The 14,326-nt window shown below is 71.2% G+C and carries 15 protein-coding genes; 9 read left to right on the top strand and 6 right to left on the bottom strand.

All coding sequences use genetic code 11. The features are described from left to right. Positions 1 to 15: 15 nt before the first annotated feature. The gene (locus GXN78_RS09765) at positions 16 to 501 is read left to right on the top strand and encodes a nuclear transport factor 2 family protein (RefSeq protein WP_106560758.1); all 486 of its coding nucleotides are present in this window, start codon (positions 16 to 18) and stop codon (positions 499 to 501) included. Continuing rightward, on the top strand, positions 498 to 803 hold the full coding sequence (locus GXN78_RS09760; protein WP_106560757.1) for a GNAT family N-acetyltransferase: 306 nt from the start codon (positions 498 to 500) through the stop codon (positions 801 to 803). Before GXN78_RS09765 ends, GXN78_RS09760 begins: the two co-directional genes overlap by 4 nt. 8 nt (positions 804 to 811) lie before the next feature. On the opposite strand, the gene GXN78_RS09755 is transcribed toward GXN78_RS09760, so the two are convergent. Both GXN78_RS09755 and GXN78_RS09750 read right to left on the bottom strand, forming a co-directional pair. Continuing rightward, the gene (locus tag GXN78_RS09755; RefSeq protein WP_106560793.1) at positions 812 to 2,002 is read right to left on the bottom strand and encodes an MFS transporter; all 1,191 of its coding nucleotides are present in this window, start codon (positions 2,000 to 2,002) and stop codon (positions 812 to 814) included. 37 nt (positions 2,003 to 2,039) lie between these two features. Next, positions 2,040 to 2,810: a YecA family protein gene (locus GXN78_RS09750; RefSeq protein ID WP_164255401.1), complete on the bottom strand. Its 771-nt coding sequence runs from the start codon at positions 2,808 to 2,810 to the stop codon at positions 2,040 to 2,042. A gap of 165 nt (positions 2,811 to 2,975) precedes the next feature. On the opposite strand from GXN78_RS09750, the gene GXN78_RS09745 reads away from it, so the two are divergent. Continuing rightward, positions 2,976 to 3,890, top strand: coding sequence for a hypothetical protein (locus tag GXN78_RS09745; RefSeq protein WP_106556984.1), 915 nt, complete (start codon positions 2,976 to 2,978; stop codon positions 3,888 to 3,890). Between the two features lie 6 nt (positions 3,891 to 3,896). Here the strand turns inward: GXN78_RS09745 and GXN78_RS09740 are convergent, their stop codons facing one another. Together GXN78_RS09740 and GXN78_RS09735 are read right to left on the bottom strand one after the other, a co-directional pair. Then, on the bottom strand, positions 3,897 to 4,304 hold the full coding sequence (locus GXN78_RS09740) for a putative toxin-antitoxin system toxin component, PIN family (protein ID WP_106556985.1): 408 nt from the start codon (positions 4,302 to 4,304) through the stop codon (positions 3,897 to 3,899). 26 nt (positions 4,305 to 4,330) lie between these two features. Then, positions 4,331 to 7,225: a C1 family peptidase gene (locus tag GXN78_RS09735; protein WP_106556986.1), complete on the bottom strand. Its 2,895-nt coding sequence runs from the start codon at positions 7,223 to 7,225 to the stop codon at positions 4,331 to 4,333. Positions 7,226 to 7,479: 254 nt separating this feature from the next. Between GXN78_RS09735 and GXN78_RS09730 the strand changes: the two genes are divergently transcribed. Next, positions 7,480 to 7,908 carry a CBS domain-containing protein gene (locus tag GXN78_RS09730; protein ID WP_106556987.1) on the top strand — a complete coding sequence of 143 codons (429 nt, stop codon included), beginning with the start codon at positions 7,480 to 7,482 and terminating at the stop codon, positions 7,906 to 7,908. A 7-nt stretch (positions 7,909 to 7,915) separates the two neighbouring features. Then, positions 7,916 to 8,482 (top strand): GNAT family N-acetyltransferase, encoded by a 567-nt coding sequence (locus GXN78_RS09725; RefSeq protein WP_106556988.1) that lies wholly within the window; start codon positions 7,916 to 7,918, stop codon positions 8,480 to 8,482. Between the two features lie 31 nt (positions 8,483 to 8,513). Here GXN78_RS09725 and GXN78_RS09720 read toward each other — a convergent pair whose 3' ends face one another. Both GXN78_RS09720 and GXN78_RS09715 read right to left on the bottom strand, forming a co-directional pair. Then, positions 8,514 to 8,702: a hypothetical protein gene (locus tag GXN78_RS09720; RefSeq protein ID WP_106556989.1), complete on the bottom strand. Its 189-nt coding sequence runs from the start codon at positions 8,700 to 8,702 to the stop codon at positions 8,514 to 8,516. A 362-nt stretch (positions 8,703 to 9,064) separates the two neighbouring features. Further along, positions 9,065 to 10,309: a THUMP domain-containing protein gene (locus GXN78_RS09715; protein WP_106557085.1), complete on the bottom strand. Its 1,245-nt coding sequence runs from the start codon at positions 10,307 to 10,309 to the stop codon at positions 9,065 to 9,067. Between the two features lie 108 nt (positions 10,310 to 10,417). Here GXN78_RS09715 and GXN78_RS09710 point away from each other — a divergent pair, with 108 nt between their 5' ends. The 4 genes from GXN78_RS09710 to GXN78_RS09695 all read left to right on the top strand — a co-directional run bounded on the left by GXN78_RS09710 (position 10,418) and on the right by GXN78_RS09695 (position 14,253). Further along, positions 10,418 to 11,107 (top strand): response regulator transcription factor, encoded by a 690-nt coding sequence (locus tag GXN78_RS09710; RefSeq protein WP_106556990.1) that lies wholly within the window; start codon positions 10,418 to 10,420, stop codon positions 11,105 to 11,107. After that, the gene (locus tag GXN78_RS09705) at positions 11,107 to 13,005 is read left to right on the top strand and encodes a sensor histidine kinase (protein ID WP_106556991.1); all 1,899 of its coding nucleotides are present in this window, start codon (positions 11,107 to 11,109) and stop codon (positions 13,003 to 13,005) included. Before GXN78_RS09710 ends, GXN78_RS09705 begins: the two co-directional genes overlap by 1 nt. A gap of 157 nt (positions 13,006 to 13,162) precedes the next feature. Further along, positions 13,163 to 13,441, top strand: a complete 279-nt coding sequence (locus tag GXN78_RS09700; RefSeq protein WP_106556992.1) for a hypothetical protein — start codon at positions 13,163 to 13,165, stop codon at positions 13,439 to 13,441. A 221-nt stretch (positions 13,442 to 13,662) separates the two neighbouring features. Continuing rightward, on the top strand, positions 13,663 to 14,253 hold the full coding sequence (locus GXN78_RS09695) for a cytochrome b (RefSeq protein WP_275407581.1): 591 nt from the start codon (positions 13,663 to 13,665) through the stop codon (positions 14,251 to 14,253). Positions 14,254 to 14,326: the final 73 nt, after the last annotated feature.

Genomic DNA, 14,326 nt, shown 5'->3' with positions numbered 1-14,326 from the left:
CTACGATTCCCGCCCATGCGCAACGAAGACACCATCCAGCGCCTCTACGAGGCTTTCGCCAGGCTCGACGCCGACACCATGGCCGCCTGCTATGCGCCGGATGCGCGCTTCGACGACGAGGCCTTCTCGCTGAAGAACGGCCGCGAGGTCGGCGCCATGTGGAAGATGCTGTGCGAGGCCACGCGCGCCAAGGGCGCCGATGTCTGGAAGCTCAGCTGGCGCGACGTGCAGGCCGATGGCGCCACCGGCCGTGCCCACTGGGATGCGCACTACCGCTTCAGCGCCACCGGCCGCATCGTCGACAACGCGATCGACTCCGAGTTCGGCTTCACGCCCGAGGGCCTGATCGCCACCCAGCGCGACCGCTTCGACTTCTGGGCCTGGTCGCGCCAGGCGCTGGGTCCGCCGGGCCTGCTGCTGGGCTGGACGCCGATGCTGAAGAACAAGGTGCGGGCCGGCGCCGCAAAAAATCTGGCCGCCTACATGGCGCGCATGCCATGACGATCACCATCACCAACCATCCCGAGAAGCATCGCTACGAGGCGGCCATCGACGGGCAGCTCGCGGGCTACTGCGAATACAACCTGCTCACGAACGCGGTGATGTTCACCCACACCGAAGTGCTGCCCGCCTTCGAGGGCAAGGGCGTGGGCTCGGCCATCGCGCGGCATGTGCTCGACGACGCGCGGGCCCAGGGCACGCCGGTCATCCCCGCCTGCCAGTTCATCGCCGGCTACATCCGCAAGCACCGCGAGTACGTGGACCTGGTGCGGCCGGAGACGCAGCGCGCCTTCAAAATCTAGGACTGGATTCAGGGCTTGCGGGCCACCGCGCCGGGCGGCGCCGGCAGCCAGGCAAAAGCTGCACATCCCGCCACCAGCAGCGCAGCGATGACCGCCAGCACAGCGGTGTAGGCCTCGACGCCCTGCGACTGCGCCACCGAAGCCGCCACGCCGGTGAGCCACTGCATCAGCGCCACGCCGAGGAACATGGCCATGGTGAACACCGCCATCGCGCGGCCGGTGAGCGCGGCCGGGTAGGCCACCCGCACGTCGGCGTACTCCCAGACGATGAAGCCCGACAACAGGCCGACCAGGATCGCGCACGCGATGTCGATCCAGGCCGCGTGGAAGACGCCGATGGCGGCGAACAGAGCCGCATAGACCGCGCAGCAGGCCACGATGCGCCGCCGGCGCGCCGGGCCGTCGCGGTCCAGCCGGCCGAACAGCGGCGGCCCGAAGAGCGAGACGACCGACACGATCAGCGCGACGTTGCCGCTCTGCACCAGCGAGTAGCCGTAGCGCTCGATCAGCAGCGGCCCCAGCCACAGCCCGCGCAGCGAGATGAAGGCCGCGTAGGTCACGGCGCCCAGCAGCAGGATGCCCAGCGTGTGTGGCATCGCGAACAGCACGCCGAATTGGCGCAGCGCGGCAAACAGCGATTCCTTGGGTCGCGCCGCTTCGCGCGCCGGCTCGCGCACCCACAGCAGGATGCTCAGCCAGGCCAGCGCCGAGGCCGCAGCCAGCACCGCGAAGCCCATGCGCCAGGAGCGGGCCTCGACCAGCCACGCGAGCGGCGTGCCGGTCAGCAGCATGCCCAGCCCGCCGATGCCCAGCACCAGCCCCGAGACCGAGGCGAAGCGCGCCGCCGGGAAATGCCGCGCGATGAACACCGTGCACACCAGGAAGGCCGGCGCGCAGCCGACGCCGATCAGCACCTGGCCGGTGATCAGCAGCGCAAAGTTGGTCGACAGCGCGGACAGCAGCGCGCCCGCGATCGCCAGCGGGAAGGCCGTCAGCACCGTGCGTCGCACGCCGTGCAGGTCGATGCCGACGCCCATGAAGAGCTGCATGGCGCCGAAGGCGAAGTGGAAGGAGCCGGAGAACAGGCCCAATGCCTGCGCCGAAAGCCCGAACTCGGCCTGCAGCGGCCCGGCCATGATCGCGCCCACGGTGCGGTAGGCCTGGCTCAGCGCGAAGGCGGTGCACAAGGTCAGCACCATGGCCCAGGCGCTGCGGGCCGGGAGCGTCAGGCTGGTCTCAGCCGGCACCGTGGCACTTCTTGAACTTCTTTCCGCTGCCGCAGGGGCAGGGGTCGTTGCGGCCCGGAGCCGCTTCCTTGCGCACGGTCTCCACCTTTGGGCCCATGCTGCGCCAGAGCCGGCGCAGGTCGTACACGGCCCAGATGGCATCGCCGAATTCGTCCACCCGCTGCTGGCTCACGCTGGGCGGGCCATCCTCGCTGTACATCGAGAGCGTGGGCTTGCCGCGGTCGTCCTCGGTCAGGGCGACGATGGCGTTCAGCGCCTCGTCGAGGATGGCGGCCGCCTCCCTGTCGCGCGGCGGGGTCCATTCCTCGGGCCAGTTCTCCACCGCGTACATGAAGCCCAGCGCCCAGACCTGGGCAAAGGAGGGGACGTCCTCGTCGGCGATCTCGCCTCGCTCTTCTTCCGGCAGGGCCGCGACGGCGCCGCGCGTGTCCAGCACCTCGGGCTGCCAGGCGCGCTCGTCGTCGAGCGATTGCACCTCGGCGTCCAGGCCCTCTTCGGTCTCGCGCCAGCGCCGCTTCCAGCGCCAGGCGAATTCCATGTGCTGCGCCGGCACGAAGCTCTCGCCCAGCAGCACCGGCCAGTATTCGGCGGGCTCGACCGGGCGGCGCATGCACACCAGCGCCGCCATGAAGCCCTCGCAGAACTCCCATTGCGGGGTTTCCTCGTCGTGCTGGCGCATGGCGTCGAGCGCCTGGTCGAGGGCGTCGAAATCGTCGGGGCCGAGGGAGCGTGGTCGGGGAGGGGCTGGGGTCGTGGTCATGGCAATGCGGCGGCAGCCCCTATGATGCAACAAGCGCCCCGGGAGACCCGTCATTTCAGCACCTCTGCCTTCGTCGCTTCCGACACGCGACTTCCGACCTTCGGCCGGCACCGCCTCCGATCCCGCCTCGCCGGCCGGCCGGGCGCAACAGGCAGTCCTGGCCCCATGAACGTTGCGAAACGCGGCACGCGCGTGCAGTCGCGCAAGGGCGTGGCATCGGCGCCTGCACCCCTGGAAGCCGGCCCGGCCCCGCTGGAGCCCGGCGATTACGCGGAATTCCTGCGCGCCATGCTGCCGCAGCAGCAGAAGGCGGTGGCCAGCCACCGGCTCGGCAGCGAGCGCGTCTGGCTCAAGAAGGCGGGCCCGCCGCACGGCAAGCTGGGCTACCACCTGATGGCGATGGTGGCCGGCCTGCTGCGGCTGGACGTGCTGACGCCGGTGCCCAACCTCGGCGGCGAGGCCGCCATCGCCACCGAGGCGCGCCGCCTGCGCGCCCTCGGCGCGGCCGGCCTGCGCGTGCCGGCGGTGCTGGCCCAGCAACCCGACGGCCTGCTGATCTCCGACCTCGGCGAAAGCGGCCGGCCGCCGGTGGTGCTGCAGGAGCGGCTGGACCATGCCGCTGCCATCGGCCCGAGCGCACTGCTCACGGTGTGGCACGAGGGCCTCGACGCCATCGCCAACGTCCACGCGCATGGCACCTACCTGAGCCAGGCCTTCGACCGCAACCTGGTGCAGTGCCCCGACGGCACCATCGGCTACATCGACTTCGAGGACGACCCGGGCGAGGTCCTGACCCTGGCCGAATGCCAGGTGCGCGACTGGCTCAGCTACCTGCACTCCACCGCGATGCTGGTGCGCGCCGCCTCGGCGGGCGCGGCCGGCACGCACTGGCATGCGGCGCTGGCCGATGCCGGCGACGAGGTGCGCGAGCGGCTGGCGCTGGCGGCGCGGCGCATGCGCTGGCTGCGGCATCTGCCGCCGGGGCGGCGCTGGGGCCGGGACACGCAGCGTTCGCGGGCGGTGGCGCGGCTGCTGTGGCGCTGGTATTGCAGCGATACGGCGCCGCCGACACGGCGGTAGCCGGCGTCAGCCGTCGGGGATGGCGACCTCGACGCCCAGGCGCGCGAGCGGCCCGCGCATCTCGAGCAGCGCGCGGTCCTTGCTCAACAGCTGCGCGCGCTGCGCCACCGCGAGGTCGATGAAGATCTGGTCGTCAGGGTCGCGGCACAGGCAGGGCGCGCGGGCGGGCTGCTCGTCCACCGGATGCACGCGCCGGTCGAAGGCTGCGAGCACGCCCTCCGCATCGCGGCCGTTGCGCGCCAGGCGCGCGGCCACCAGCGGGTAGTCGAGCACGCGCGCCAGCTCTTCGCGCATCGCGGCGGTGGCGATCCATTGCAGTTCGCCCAGCTCGAGCGCGGCGAGCAGCGCTGCGCAGCCCGGGTCGTCGAAGACCAGCAGGTCGAGGGCGATGTTGGTGTCGATGACGGTGCGCATGGACGGGGATGCTAAGCCGCCGTTCGTCAGAAGCCCCGCAGATCATCCACCGCCAGCGCCAGCTTCGCACCGGTGATGCGCTCGAGCGTGCGCGTCATCAGCGCGACGTCGTTGTCGAAGCCCCCATGCGTCGCCGCCTGCAGCACCGGCTGGCCGCCAGCATCGAGCGCCACCTCGATGCGCGCGCCCTGCACGCGTCGCGTGCGGGCCTCGAGCTTCACGGCCTTGGCGGCCTGGCGCCAGACCGCCAGCGCCTCGCCGGTGTCGGAGGAGCCGTCCCAGCCCGAGTAGCTCTCGTCGTTGACGCGGTCCAGGCCCAGGATCGGCGTGTGCAGATCGGCCTCCAGTGCATTGGAGACCAGATACAGCAGCGACTTGCGGTAGATGGGGCCCACCGTGTCGCGGCGCTCGACCTCGTCCGTGAGCAGTTCCAGGTGCAGGCGCTCCATCAGCGCCGCGTCGCCGGCATAGTGGCGGTTCGCGAAGGCTACGGAGCAGGCCGGGGCATAGAGGTTCACCGAGGCGACGCGCTCGCTGAGTCCCCCATCGCGGCCGGCGCGCTTGCGTGCGGCCAGCGCCGTGAGCAGGTGGCCGATGGCGATCGCGCCGGCCGAGTGGCCGACCAGGTGCAGCTCGAACTGCGCACCCCAGTTGCTGCCCAGCGCCTGCATCGCATCCAGCAGCAGGTCGCCGCCGCGCCGTTCGGCGAAGGCCAAGCCGGCGTTCTCCTTCATCTCGCTCCACAACGGCCGTGCCGCAGGGCGACCGACGCTCTTCTCGACCAGCAGGTCGGTCTGCTCGCTGAACCACTCGCCGAAGCCGGCGCGGGCCGGCTCGCGCCGGAAGGCGTCTGCGATGAGGTTCGCCACCGATTCGAGAAAACCCGTCTTCCACACCAGGAACAGCGGATAGCAGCCATTGCCGGTGAAGTAGCGGCCCATGGCGCTGGCGCGCTTGATCGCCTCCTCCTCGCTGTTGAGCCCCCCGTGCACGTAGAGCACCAGACGCTTGCGCGCGGCCGCCGCCTGCCTGCGGAACCAGTCGTCCGGCAGCACGCAGGCCTGCTGCTGCAGCTTGCGCGGCGGCTCGTCTTCCGTGAGGTAGCGGCTCACGCGGCCGTCGTTGCCCAGGACCACGCTGTGCTGATAGGCCAGGCCGGTGTCCCACCACTTGCTGCGGTCCGCGCCGGTGAGGCCTGCGGCGCCGCTGCCGCCCACGGCCAGCCGGCCGGCGATCACGCCGGGCACGCCCAGCGAGACCACCCAGGCGTCCATCGCATGCGCCAGCCAGTCGAGGTAGCCCAGCACCGCGAAGCCGCCGGCACCCCAGTTCTTGCCCCAGGAGTTCTGCAGGATGAAGCCCTGCGCATTGAAGCCGATCAGGGCGAAGGCATGGCCCCCGGTCTCGGAGCGGCGGCCGTCGAAGGCGATGAGCGGCAGGTCCGCATGGCGCTTCGGCGCCGGCGTGATCGGCACCGCGTCCCAGCCCGGGTGCGTGAAGGCCGAGACGAAGACCGCGCGGTGCTGCGCGATCGCGGCCTGCACGTCGGTGATCGAGCGGGTGTCGATGCGGTAGTAGATGCCCAGCGTGTTCTGCGCCGCCCGGCTCGCGTAGCCGTAGGTGGCGGGGTTCGCTTTCTCGGGCAGGTAGGGCCAGTCCGGCTCCAGGCAGACGCCGTGGTTGAACCAGCCCTTGAGCGCGCCGCGGCAGCTCGAGCCCTCGTAGTTCTCGCCCTCGTACTCGTCGTGCCGGCGCGCCAGCGTGTAGAGCATGCGCGGGCTCACCGAATCCATCTTGGGCGGCAGGCTGGCTTTGACCCAGCGCAGGTAGTTGATGACGCAGCTCAGCCCGAAGCCGGTGCAGGCGCCCTCTCGCCCCTGGTCCAGGATCAGGCCGGCTCGGGTGTAGGCCGGCAGGTACTGGCGCACTTCCTCCTGCGGCGGGTACTCGTCGGGCAGGCTGATCGCGCTCGGCTGGAACAGGCGGTCGCGCAGGTCGGCGGCGTCCTTGCGCGTGCGCGAGACGGTGGAGCGGTGCGAGGGCGCCTCCTCCTCGGCAGCGGCGGCGGCAGCCGTACCGCGCCGGGCACCGCCCGCGCCCAGGCGCGCCGCGGGCCACACGGCGGCGGCGCGCTCGAACACGTCCTTGAAGCGATCGAGGCCATGCACGCCGCCGTTGACCAGCCGGCGGGCCTGCGCGAAGTCGCCGCCGTGGATCGCCTGGCGGAACTTTGTCGCCTTGTCCGAGAGATAGAGCGCCAGCAGCACCGCCGCGACTTCCGGCGCGTTGGCCCGGTCCGGCACAGCCTCGAGCGGCACGCCGATGCGCTGGCCGTATCGGGTGTAGTTGTCCTTGCCGGTCAGCTGCACGAAGCCGCGGCCGCGGTAGCGCTCGCCGTCGCCGGGCCGGCTGTTGCCGAGCGCGGCGCGCGTGTCGTACAGGCTGAAGGGGGCGCCGCCCGGCGGCGTGTTGAACTTGGAGGGCGCCTCCGCGATCGGCACGAAGCCCTCGGTCTCGGCGCGGATGGTGCCCAGGGCGCCCAGGATCATCGGGCGGTCCGTCAGCTCCGCGACGCCGAGAGCCGCCTCGATGTAGGGCAGGTAGCGCGCGATGTTGGCCGGCTTGGTGGCCGGGAACAGCCGGCTCACGTTGCCGACGTTGAGCGTGAGTTCGAACTTGCCCGCGTCGATCGCGATCAGGTCCAGCAGCAGCTGGCAGCGCGGCCCGACCACGCCGTCGCCGATCAGGCCGACGCCGGCTTGCCAGCGGCGGATCGCGCCGTCGAAGTCCTCGTCGATCGGCGTGCCGGAGGCCTGGAGGGAGGGGAACAGCTTCGCGTCTTCGCCCAGCGCCTTGGCGAGCGCCCGGCGCAGCCGCTCGACATCGTCGCTGGCGCTTCCCTTGCTCATCAGGATGTGCATCGCTGCTCCTCGGGCGGCGGGGGGTGTCCGCCGCGCGAGGCATGGTGCGGCGCGCGCCGGCCGCTGTCCATCCGCCGAACCGGCTAGTACGTCGGCTGGGGGCGGCGTCCCAGGCCGTCGGCCGCTGCGCATTGCCCCCGCCGGCAGGACGTGCATTGCCGCGGGGATGTCGCGCGCAGCGTCTAGGATGGGGGTGCTGGCGCGGCCCTTGCGTGGGCCGCAGGCGATTCACCGTTCTTCGGGAGCTGCGATCCATGAAACCTGTCTCCGAACTGCTCAAGCGCCGCAACTCGGCCGTCTGGCGCATCGAACCCGGCGCCACCATGTTCGACGCGCTGGAGGCGCTGGCTAGCCACGAGGTCGGCGCGCTGATGGTGATGACGCACGACAAGCTGGTCGGCGTGATCTCCGAGCGCGACTACACGCGCAAGGTGGCGCTGCAGGGGCGCAACTCGAAGGAGGTGCTGGTCGCCGAGCTGATGACGCCCGACGTGCTGACCGTGACGCCCTCCACCCGCACGCGCGAGTGCATGGCGCTGATGAGCCAGAAACGCATCCGCCACCTGCCGGTGGTGGACGGCGACCGGGTGGTCGGCATGATCTCGATCCGCGATTTGATGGACGACATCATCGCGGACCACGAAGAGACCATCGAGCAGCTGCGCAACTACATCCAGAGTTGAAAAAGGCGTGAGCGAACCCGCCGTCGAACTGGTCTGGCCTGCGCGCAAATACCTTCCCGGCTACGTCGCGGCGCTCGAGCGCGGCTGGTCACCCAACAACCTGCGGCCCGAGGCGGGGTTCGAAGAGCTGGCGCAGATCCGGGCCGACCCCGCGCGCTTCCTCGAAGGCCTGGTAGACCGCGAGGCCAAGGGGTCGCCGGTGGCCCTGCCGGACGGCACCGTCGTGCCTCGCCTGCCGGGCTATCGCCGCTGGATCTGGGATGGCGAGCTTTGCGGCAGCATTTCCCTGCGCTGGCAGCGCGGCAGCAACGCCCTGCCTGCGTATTGCCTGGGCCACATCGGCTACGGCGTGGTGCCATGGAAGAGCGGCCGGGGCCGTGCCACGCAGGCGCTGCGGCTGATGCTGGGCGAGGCCCGCACCGAAGGCCTGGCCTATGTCGAGATCACCACCAGCCCCGACAACCTGGCCTCGCAGCGGGTGATCGCAGCCAACGGCGGCGTTCTCCTCGAGGCGTTCGTCAAGATGCCCGAGCTGGGCGGCACGCCCGAGCTGCGCTTCCGGATCGATCTCTGAGGGGCTCGCTCCCGGTCTGCTGCCGAGTTCTTCAGCGCTGCGGGGCCTGTGTCGACTGCTGCGACAGCAGGAAGAGCCGGATGCGCCGGCAGGGCCACAGGCCGCTGCGGTCCAGCGACTGGGCCTGGTCCAGCGCGCTCTCCTTCTCGGCGGGGCTGGGCGATGAAGTCACCCGATCACGCGCGTGATCGGGCGGATGGGCATTCGTCCGTTGGCACATGACAAGGCTCCTTCGCGCTGAAGGGCCGCGCGACATGAACGGCAAGCCAGGCTGCGGCCGCGCGCGTCGATGCAGGCATGCACCGATCGCCGCAAACCTCAGCGACGAGAAACGGACCGGGAGGGAGGAAGAGATCGCTTGTCGGAGACAACAAACGTCACGCTGCAGCGGCTTCGGCACGCAGCGCGGGAAGCTGCGCTACTGGGGTGCCGAATGTGCCGCACCTGCCGAGGTACGCATCACATCACTGATCCAACTGGCACTGTCCACGCACGAGGCTCCGAAGTAAAAGATGCGGAATTGTTGCTAAGCAACATGATCGGGTCAACCGAGGGCGCGCGTGCCCCTCCATTCTGTGTGCTTTAAGCAACCGCCTTGCTGCGCGCCGAGCCCGCCACCATGTCGAAGCGGAACAGGCGGCATTCGATCGGTCCGTTCCACATCGGCACGCGGCGCGATTCCTTGAGCCGCATGCGCTTGGGCAGCTGCAGGTCGGGCGTGAGCACCCAGGCGGTCCAGCCGGCGTAGTGCTTCTTCCAATGGCTCGCGAGCTGCACGAAGAACTCGCCGCCGTCCTCGGTCTGCGCCTCCTCTCGGCTGCTGCGGCTGCCGCGGCCGTCGCGGGCCACGCCGCCGACCTCGATGCGCTCGCCGTAGGGCGGGTTGAGCACGATCACGCCCGACTCGGCCGGCGGCATGCGCTGCAGCGCGTCGCCGCCGCGCAACTGCACGGCGCCGGCGACGCCCGCGCGCTCGGCATTGCGCTCGGCGAAGTCGACCATGCGGTGCGACACGTCGGAGCCGAAGATGACGGCCGCCGGCGCCTGCTTCACCGCGGCCCGCGCCTCGGCCTTGAGCTGCGACCACACGTGGGCCTGGAAGGGCAGCAGCTTCTCGAAGCCGAAGCGCCGCTGCGCGCCCGCTGCGATGCCCTGCGCAAGCTGCGCGGCCTCGATGGCGATGGTGCCGCTGCCGCAGCAGGGGTCGTAGAGCGGCGCCTGCGAGACCTCGCCGCGCTCGGGGTTCCACCAGCCGCTGGCGGCCAGCATGGCGGCGGCCAGGGTCTCCTTCAGCGGCGCGTCGCCCTTGTCCTGCCGCCAGCCGCGCTTGAAGAGCGGCTCGCCGGACATGTCGATGTAGAGGGTGCAGTGTTCCGTGTCGAGGTGCGCGAAGACGCGCGCGTCGGGCCACTGGGTCTCGATGCTGGGCCGCACGCCGTTCGCCTTGGCGCGGAAGCGGTCGGCGATTGCGTCCTTGATGCGCAGGGTCGCGAAGTTGAGGCTCTTGAGCGGGCTGTGCTGGGCCGTGGTCTCGATCTTGAAGGTGTTCTTCGGCGTGAACCAGAGCTCCCAGGCCACGTCGCCGGCGATGGCATAGAGGTCGTGTTCGCTGCGGTAGGGCGCATGGGCCAGCTCGATCAGCACGCGCTGCGCGAGGCGGCTGTGCAGGTTGAGCTTGAGCGCCTCGCGCCAGTCGGCGCGCACGCGCACGCCGCCGCGCAGGACCAGGAGCTCGTCGCCGGCGCGGCCGGTCAGTGCATGCACCTCCTGGGCAAGGAAGTCCTCCACGCCGGCGGCGCAGGGCAGGAAAAGGGAGAGATCGTTCATGGCGGGGATGGCCGGCCAGTATCCCATGCGCCCCGTACCGCGTTTGCGCTATGGCCGCGCGCGACCCCGGTGGGAAAATCCCCCAGTCGCATTGCCACAGGGGCTGCCATGACCACCAGCGTGCTGATCGTCGAAGACACACCCGAGTTCATGCGCCGCTTCTCGGATGCGGTGCTGGCCGATCCGGGCCTCGCCCTCGCGGGCGTGGTGGGCACCGGGCGCGCGGCGATCGCAATGCTGGACGCCCAGCCGCCCGACGTGATGCTGGTCGACCTGGGCCTGCCCGACATCGACGGCGTGGAGGTGATCCGCCACGCGGCGCGCCACCATCCGCAGTGCGACGTGCTGGTGGTCACCATGTTCGGTGACGACCAGCACGTGGTGGACTCGATCGAGGCCGGCGCCACCGGCTACCTGCTGAAGGACGCCGGCGCCGGGCCCATTGCCGCCAGCATCCACGAGTTGCGCGCCGGCGGCTCGCCCATCAGCCCCAGCATCGCGCGGCGGGTGCTGGCGCGCTTTCGCATCAGCGCGGCGCCCACGCCGTCCACGCCGGCCGCACCGGCCGCACCGGCCCTGCAGCCGACGCCCAAGGACGCCACGCCCTCGCCCTTGACGGAGCGCGAGACCGAGATCCTGCGCCTGGCCGCCAAGGGCCTGAGCTTCGAGACCATCGGCGAGCTGACCGAGATCTCGCCGCACACCGTGGTGGCGCACGTCAAGAAAATCTACCGCAAGCTGGCCGTGCATTCGCGCGGCGAGGCGGTCTACGAAGCGAGCCAGATGGGGCTGCTGTGATGCGTCGCCCCGGCGCGCGGGCGGCCGGGTTGGCGCTGGTCTTTCTGATCCTGGCCTGCCTCGCAGGCGGCGCGCGGGCGGCGCTGCAGTCGCCGCGGCAGGCTGCCGTGCTCGCGGCGCCCGCGGTCGAGCGCTCGCCCCCGCCGCCGGGCGCCGCCTGGCGGCCGGTGACCCTGCCCGACGACGCCGGATACTCGCGCCCCTCGCTGGCGCGGGCACCGGCGTGGTACCGCGTCGGCTTCGACTACCCGGACGATCCGGTCCGCCAGACGCAATGGGCCGTCTATGTGCCCTACTTCTACGACGGCGGCGAGATCTGGCTCAACGGCAGCCTGATCGGCAGCGTGGCGGAGCGCAGCGCGGCGGTCCATGCGCGCACCTACAGGCCGCAGACGGCGCTGCTGCCCGCCTCGCTGCTGCGCCCCGGCCACAACGAGCTGGCGATCCGCGCGGCGCTGCCGAGCGACTATCCGCTGCGCTTCGCGCAGCTCAGCATCGGCCCGCGGGACGAGATCCAGCCGCTGCACAACCAGCGCATGTTCTGGGTGCGCACGGTGCCCGAGCTCACGGTGCTGGTGTCCGTGCTGGTCGCCGGTTTCGTCGCCTTCATCTGGTGGCGCCGCCCGAGCGAGTCGCTCTACGGCCTGTTCGGCCTGGCGGCCGTGCTGTGGGCGGTGCGCACCATGACCTTCCTGATCGACGCCCTCCCCATCGGCCTTTGGCAGTGGTGGCGGGTGCTCTACCAGTGCGCAACGGGCGGCTTCGTGATCGTGATGGCGGTGTTCACGCTGCATTACGCGGGCATGCGCCGCCCGTGGCTGGACCGCGCGCTGGTCGCCTACGGGCTGGTGGGACCGCTGTGGTTCGCGCTCGGCGGCTTCGCGGCCGAGCAGGCCATCGCGCGCTGGTGGCTGGGCGGCATGGTGGGGGTGGGGCTGCTGATCATCGCGGTCGCGGTCCGCTACGCACGGCGCCGCGGCACGCTGACGGCGGCGGCGCTCTCGGCCGTGATGGCCTTCGCGGTGCTGGTGGGCATCCACGACTACCTGCTGACCTGGGACCCGCGCCTGCTCGGGCGCTTCTTCCCGGAATGGACGGGCCACCGCATCCACCTGCTGCACTACGGCTCCAACACCCTGCTGGTGGCGATGGGTGCGCTGCTGACGGCGCGCTTCCTGCGCACTCTGCATTCGCTGGAGGAGCTCAACCGCACGCTGGAGTCGCGGGTGGCCGACCGCGAGCGCGCCCTGGCCGCCAACTACGCGCGCCTGGCCGCGCTGGAGCGCGAGCATGCCGCCGCGGAGGAGCGCCAGCTGATCATGCGCGACCTGCACGACGGCCTGGGCTCGCAGCTCTTCACCTCGCTGTCGCGGGTGGAGCGCGGGGACATGGACGAGGGCCAGATCGCGGTCACGCTGCGCGCCTGCATCGCCGACATGCGGCTGGCGCTGGACGCCCTGGCCTCCGGCGAGCACGACCTGGGCGCGGCCCTGGGCAACTTCAGGTTCCGCTGGGAGGCGCAGCTGCTCGCGGCGGGCGTGCGCTCCGGCTGGGACATCGACCTGCCGGAGGACGGGACCACGCTCTCGCCGCATGCCGCGCTGCAGCTGTTGCGAGTGGCGCAGGAGGCGCTGACCAACGTGCTCAAGCACGCCCACGCCACGCGGGTCGAGGTGAAGCTGCGCCGTGCCGGGGAGATGCTGGAGATGGAGATCGAGGACAACGGCCGCGGCCTGGGTGCCGAGCCTGGACGGCAGGGCGGCGGCCATGGCCTGCACAACATGCGCTCGCGGGCCCAGCGGCTGGGCGGCACGCTCGATCTGCGCCCGACGGCTGCGGGCGGCTGCCGCGTCGTGCTTTGCCTGCCGATGACGGTGCCTGCCGCGGCGACGGCCTGAGCGCCGCCGGCTCGCCCGAAGGCGCTCGCCCTCGGCACCGCCCTCCCGCGATTGCGGGACGCCCGGCGCGAATGCGGAATTCTTCACGGAGCGCTTCCCTTCTAGATTGCATCCATGCGCACGTCGCGCGTCTCGATGGAGCAAGGAAGGAATCGCCATGCAACCGCAACCGCATCCGCACACCGCCTTCGTCAACCGGCCGGCCCGCCGGCGCAGCCGCATGCAGCAGTTGCTGCTCGGCTCCGTCGCGCTGGCGGCGGCGTTGCTCGCGGTGCTGGTCCTGCTCGGCCACTGGCAGGCCGAGGCAAGCCCTCCCACCGCGCTCACGGTCGCGTCGCCCGCGCCCGCCGGCAGCGGGGACCCCTCGGTCCCGGCCGCCAGCGAGGCGCTGCGCAACGCCCCGCCGGTGCCGGACGAAGCGGTGAGTACCTTCTGAGCACCTCGCCATCGAAGGAAAGATCGCCATGATGAAGACGCTGGAAAACCCCGAGCTGCACGACGCCCCCTGGCTGGTGGTGCCCTTCGTGCTGATGCTGGTGCTGGGCCTGGGCCTGCTGCTGATCGCGCGCTGGAGCATCGGTTAGGCGCAGCGGGCGGAACGGGCGCTCGGGCAGCGCCCGTAGCCTTATGCTCTGCCCATGCCCGCCGAGCCGCTGAATCCCAGGCCGCAGCCGCCCCCGCGTCCCCGCCCAGCGCTACGGCGCGGTGGCGATGACGCTGCACTGGCTGCTCGCGCTGATGATCGTCGCTTCCTTCAGCGCCGGCCTCTACATGACGGGACTGCCCTTCTCGCCGCAGCGGCTCAAGCTCTTCAACTGGCACAAGTGGGCCGGCATCACCATCCTGGGGCTGACGGCGCTGCGGCTGCTGTGGCGCCTGTCGCATCCGCCGCCGCCGCTGCCGCCCTGCATCGTGGAGGCCATGCCGGGCTGGCAGCTGGTGGCGCACCGCGGCACGCACCTGCTGCTCTACCTGCTCTTCTTCGCGGTGCCGCTGGCCGGCTGGGCCTACAGCTCGGCGCTGGGCTTTCCGATCGTCTGGTTCGGTGTCGTGCCGCTGCCGGACTTCGTGCCGGTCGACAAGGAATTCGCCGAGGCGGTGCTGAAGCCGCTGCATCACGGCGCCGCCTACGCGCTCGGCGCCGTGGTGCTGCTGCATGCGGCGGCGGCGCTCAAGCATCACTTCGTCGACCACGACGGCCTGATGGACCGCATGTGGCCTTTTTCGCGCCAGGGACACGCCCGATGAGCCTTCTTCGCCCCGCGTGGCGCGCCCTGTGCATGGCCGCGCTGAGCCTCGCTTCGGCCGCCGTCGCGGGCGG

This window comes from Variovorax sp. WS11, from assembly GCF_010499245.1.
GTDB lineage: Bacteria > Pseudomonadota > Gammaproteobacteria > Burkholderiales > Burkholderiaceae_C > Variovorax.
The sequence above is the reverse complement of the archived record's forward strand: the minus strand, read 5'-3'. Positions and strand labels throughout refer to the sequence as shown.